5 protein-coding genes are annotated in these 4,487 nt (G+C 63.3%); 2 read left to right on the top strand and 3 right to left on the bottom strand.

Features of this window, described 5'->3' with window-relative positions:
* Nucleotides 1–248 precede the first annotated feature (248 nt).
* Nucleotides 249–512: a type II toxin-antitoxin system ParD family antitoxin gene (locus VZ95_RS15525; protein WP_045776668.1), complete on the top strand. Its 264-nt coding sequence runs from the start codon at nt 249–251 to the stop codon at nt 510–512.
* 65 nt (nt 513–577) lie between these two features.
* On the opposite strand, the gene VZ95_RS27340 is transcribed toward VZ95_RS15525, so the two are convergent.
* The 3 genes from VZ95_RS27340 to VZ95_RS27330 are packed head-to-tail and all read right to left on the bottom strand — an operon-like array spanning nt 578 to nt 2,811.
* Complete coding sequence (locus VZ95_RS27340) at nt 578–880, bottom strand: helicase C-terminal domain-containing protein (RefSeq protein WP_232302694.1); 303 nt, start codon at nt 878–880, stop codon at nt 578–580.
* Nucleotides 810–1,559 carry an ATP-dependent DNA helicase gene (locus VZ95_RS27335; protein ID WP_232302693.1) on the bottom strand — a complete coding sequence of 250 codons (750 nt, stop codon included), beginning with the start codon at nt 1,557–1,559 and terminating at the stop codon, nt 810–812. Before VZ95_RS27335 ends, VZ95_RS27340 begins: the two co-directional genes overlap by 71 nt.
* A 10-nt stretch (nt 1,560–1,569) precedes the next feature.
* Nucleotides 1,570–2,811 carry an ATP-dependent DNA helicase gene (locus VZ95_RS27330; protein WP_232302692.1) on the bottom strand — a complete coding sequence of 414 codons (1,242 nt, stop codon included), beginning with the start codon at nt 2,809–2,811 and terminating at the stop codon, nt 1,570–1,572.
* Nucleotides 2,812–3,458: 647 nt separating this feature from the next.
* Here VZ95_RS27330 and lysS point away from each other — a divergent pair.
* A partial coding sequence (gene lysS, locus VZ95_RS15515) for a lysine--tRNA ligase (RefSeq protein WP_045776667.1) occupies nt 3,459–4,487 on the top strand: 1,029 nt, incomplete at its 3' end.

Raw genomic sequence — 4,487 nt, 5'->3', positions numbered from 1 at the left:
TCAATAAATAATTTTAAAATTGTAGAAGGTGAAGTTGAGGTTGTTTCTGCTGTTAAGCAGGATTTTGGTGCCGATAATGAAATTCCATTTTAGGGATTTTATATATTGTGGGTTCCGCGAGGTGGTCTTTTTTAGGAATTTCCACCGAGGTTTGAAATGGCATCCCTTAGCATCGTCGCCTGTTCGAGCGGCGACATGCTTTCAAAGTTTTCTGATTTTCGCACTCTCTCCTCCCAAAGGAAACCGCGATGCCCGAAAACACCTCCGTCAGCCTGGGCGATCATTTCGCTCGTTTCATTGAATCGCAAGTCGCTGAGGGGCGTTATGGCAGCGCATCGGATGTAATTCGGGCGGGGTTGCGGTTGCTGGAGCAACGGGAAGCGAAACTCACAGCCTTGCGCGCCGCGTTGGCCGAGGGGGAGGCGAGTGGTCCACCCGTCGAGCTTGATTTTGAGGCGTTCCTAGCGGATCGGCGGCGTGAGGGTGAGGCGACAGACTTAAACTCGCCCTAACCTTGCCAGGTCCAGGAGCCGCCCGGCTCCTGGCGGGGTTCGGGGCAGCGCCCCGAGACACCAGCCTATCCGCGCCCCAAAAATCCCCCCACCTCGCGCACCGCTTCGGCCAACCCAACCCGCTTCACCTCCACGCCGGGCGGAAAAGCGCTTCTAAAATCCGATGGCATCGGCTCCAGCAGCACGAACACGCCGGTATCGTCGGCGCGGCGGACGAGGCGGCCGAAGGCTTGTTTCAGTTTCAATCTGACCAAGCGGCGGTCCCAGTTCCAGCCGCCGAAGGCTTCCCGGCGCGCTTTATGGAGAATATCGGGGCGGGGCCAGGGGATGCGGTCGAAGACGATGAGGCGCAGGGAGCGGCCGGGCACGTCCACGCCGTCGCGCACGGCGTCGGTGCCGAGCAGGCAGGCGTTTTTCTTCGGCGCGGAAGATATCGATGAGGCTGGCGGTTTCCATGCCGTCCACATGCTGGGCGAGCAGGGGGATATCGGCGTCTTCCAAGGGTCCGGCGATGCGGCTATGGACGGCGCGCAGGCGGGAGATGGCGGTGAAGAGCCCAAGCGCGCCGCCGCCTGCGGCAAGGAAGAGGGCACGGTAGGCGGACGCCACTTGCTCGATATCGTCGCGGCGCACGTCCGTCACCACCAGCACGCGGGTTTGCTTCACATAATCATAGGGCGAAGGGAGTTGGGCGCGGGTGGCGGTCGCGGTGATCCAGGGCAGGCCGATGCGGCGTTCGGCGGCGCGCCAATCGGCTTCCGGGTCGCCGGTGGAATCGGTGAGGGTGGCGGAGGTCACGATAATGCCGTGCGCGCCTTCCGCCACGGTGCGGGCGAAGGGTTTGCTGGGGTCGCGCCAGTGGCGGTGCATGCCGATGTCGGTTTCTTGCCCGTCTTGCCGGTCGATGCCGAACCAATCGACGAATTCTTCGCTGGGTTCCTCGCGCAGGGCTTCGAGCATGGCGATCCAGCCCGCCAACGGCAGAATCAGGCGGCGGTCGAGCGCGCGGACGGCAGCTTCGATGCGCAGGCGGACCTCGGTTTCCATATCCTCGGCTTCATCCACCAACCGGTCGGCGAGGCGCTTTTTTGAGGGTGAGGCCGGGCTCGCGCAGGGCGATGAGGGCGCTGCGGGCGTCGTCGGCGAGGGGCAGCAAATCATCGTTGGCGGGGGAAGCGTCGGCTTCCAGGCTATAGCCGCGATCTTGCTCGGTCTGGCGGGCGAGCACTTGGCGGCGCAGGGCCGAGAGGAAGGCTTCGATGGCCCCGCTCGGGGCATCGTCGATCAAACGGTTCTGCCAGCCGTCGCCGGGCAGGGCGTGGGCGGCGCGGATGAGCAGGCCGAGGGTGTTGAGCATGCCTTCGTCGGACAAAAGCTCTTCGATGCGCCGCCGTAAGCCGCGCGCCCGGCTGCGGCTGGAGCCTTCGGCCCCGAGCAGCCAGCGGCGCATTTCCTGGCCTTCGAGGCCGGAGAGATGGGCGGAAAAGGCGCTGTCGGCGGCATCGAACAGGTGGTGGCCTTCGTCGAACACCAAGCGGCTCGGCACCGAGCCATCGTCGCCGCCGCCTAAGGCCGATTGCACCATCACCAGCGCGTGATTGGCGATGACGATTTCGGCGCGTTTGGCCCGGCGGATCGAGCGTTCGACGAAACAGCGGTTGAAGTGATGGCAGGCAGCGAAGATGCATTCGCCGCGCCGGTCGGCCAATCCCAAGGTGCGGGCACGGCCCAGCAGTTCGGGTAGCCAGCCGGGGAAGTCGCCGCCCGAAAGATCGCCGTCGCGCGTCGCCAAAACCCAGCGCGCCATCAGCCCGACACCGACAGCCTCTGACGGGCGAGTGCTGGCGATCTGGGTGTTTTCTTCGAGGTTTAGCAGGCAGAGGTAATTTTCCCGGCCCTTGCGGACGACCGCTTTCAGGGCCTTATCGACCGGATCGGGGTAGAGCCGGTCCAGTTCCTGATCGATCTGATGCTGCAAATTGCGGGTATAGGTCGAAACCCACACCGTGCCGCCGTTCTTGCGCGCCCACACGCTGGCCGGCGCAAGGTATCCCAGGGTTTTACCAACGCCGGTTCCGGCTTCCGCCAGCACGATATGGGGTTGATCCTCCTGCTGGCGCGGTTGGAACGCGAGGGCCGTTGCGGAAGCGTAATCAGCTTGGCTGGGGCGGCTTTCGGCGTGGTCGCCTAAGAGGGAGGCCAGTTGCCAGCGGGCTTCTTGCGCATGCACCGGCTGCTGACCCGGCGGGCCATCGGCAGGATGATCGGGGATTTCGGGAATGGCGCGCCGACACGGCAAGGCCGCGCCGCCCGGCGGTGACGCCCGCAAGTGCCTGTTCGGCAAACCGTCCCCACGCCCAGCCGCCCGCCGCCATCGGTTGAATAATCGCCAGGGTCTCGGCGTCGCGCGCTTCGGCGAGTTCCGAAAGCAACAGGGCGGCGGCGTCGCGCAGGATCATCGCCGCGTCGGTGAGATCTTTCGGCACCGGCAGATCGAGCGCCTGCGCCAAGCCGCGCGGCGTGGGGACGCAGAAAGTAGCGGGGCGGACGAGAGCGAAAAGCTCCAACAGGTCGTAGCCCCATAGGCCGGGGATTTCGAGGCGCTTGCCCAGGGCGGGGGCGTGGCACAGGTAGGGCGGGGCGTCGGGGCGAGAGCAACCGGGCGATTTGGGGTAGGGTGCCGTCTTCGATTTCACCATCGACCGTCACCAATACGGCCCGCCGCAGGCCGACCGCGAGCAGCGGGGCCTGGGGCAGTAAAAGCGCGGGGGCGGAAGTCATCTCGAAAGCGGAACCTTTGAAGAACTCTGCCGACCTTAACCGGGCCGGGTGGGCGGCGCAATCCTTTCTCCACCGGGCGGCGGTTGACCTTGCGCGCGCAACCGTTTAGCACAACAGACCGGCTGATATTGGCCGAATTTCCGTATTCAGGACGAGTGTTCGAAAATGTCTCTGCCCCGCGAGATCGCCCTCACCGCCAAAGCCTGGCCGTTCGAGGAAGCGCGCAAACTTCTGGCGCGATACGGGGCCGAGAAACCAAAAAAAGGTTACGTGCTGTTCGAAACCGGCTATGGCCCCTCGGGCCTGCCGCATATCGGCACCTTTGGCGAAGTGGTGCGCACCAGCATGGTCCGCCGCGCCTTCGAACAGCTTTCCGACATTCCGACGAAGCTCTTTTGCTTCTCGGACGATATGGACGGCTTGCGCAAAGTGCCGGACAATGTGCCAAATCGGGAGATGCTGGCGGGCTTTCTCGGCAAGCCGCTCACCCAGGTGCCCGATCCGTTCGGCACCCACCCGAGCTTCGGCGAGCATAATAACGCGCGCCTGCAAGCCTTCCTCGATGGGTTTGGTTTTCAGTATGAGTTTAAGTCGGCAACCCAGATGTATAAGTCCGGCGCGTTCGACGAGACCTTGCTGAGAATGCTGCATCATTACGACACCGTGATGAAGATTATTCTGCCGACTTTGGGTGCTGAACGCCAAGCCACCTACAGCCCCTTCCTGCCGATCTGCCCGCGCACGGGTATCGTGCTGCAAGTGCCGATGGTGGCGCGGGATGAGGCGGCGGGCACCGTCAGCTACCGCGATCCCGAAACCGACGCGCTGGTGGAAGTGCCGGTGACGGGCGGTCACTGCAAAATGCAGTGGAAGGCCGATTGGGCGATGCGCTGGCTTGGCCTGGAAGTCGATTATGAAATGGCCGGGAAGGATCTGATTTCCTCGGTCGAACTTGCGGGTAAGATCGTGAAAGCTTTGGGCGGCACCCCGCCGGAGGGGTTTAACTACGAACTGTTCTTGGATCAGAACGCCGAGAAGATTTCAAAGTCGAAAGGCAATGGCTTGTCGGTCGAAGACTGGCTGTCCTATGCGCCGGAGGAAAGCCTGTCGCTATTCATGTTTCAGCAACCGCGCCGGGCAAAACGGCTGTACTTCGATGTCATCCCGAAGGCGGTGGATGAGTACATCAGCTAT

It is taken from the genome of Elstera litoralis (assembly GCF_000963705.1).
GTDB lineage: Bacteria > Pseudomonadota > Alphaproteobacteria > Elsterales > Elsteraceae > Elstera > Elstera litoralis.
Note: the sequence above shows the minus strand (reverse complement) of the source record. Positions and strands in the feature narration are given on the sequence as shown.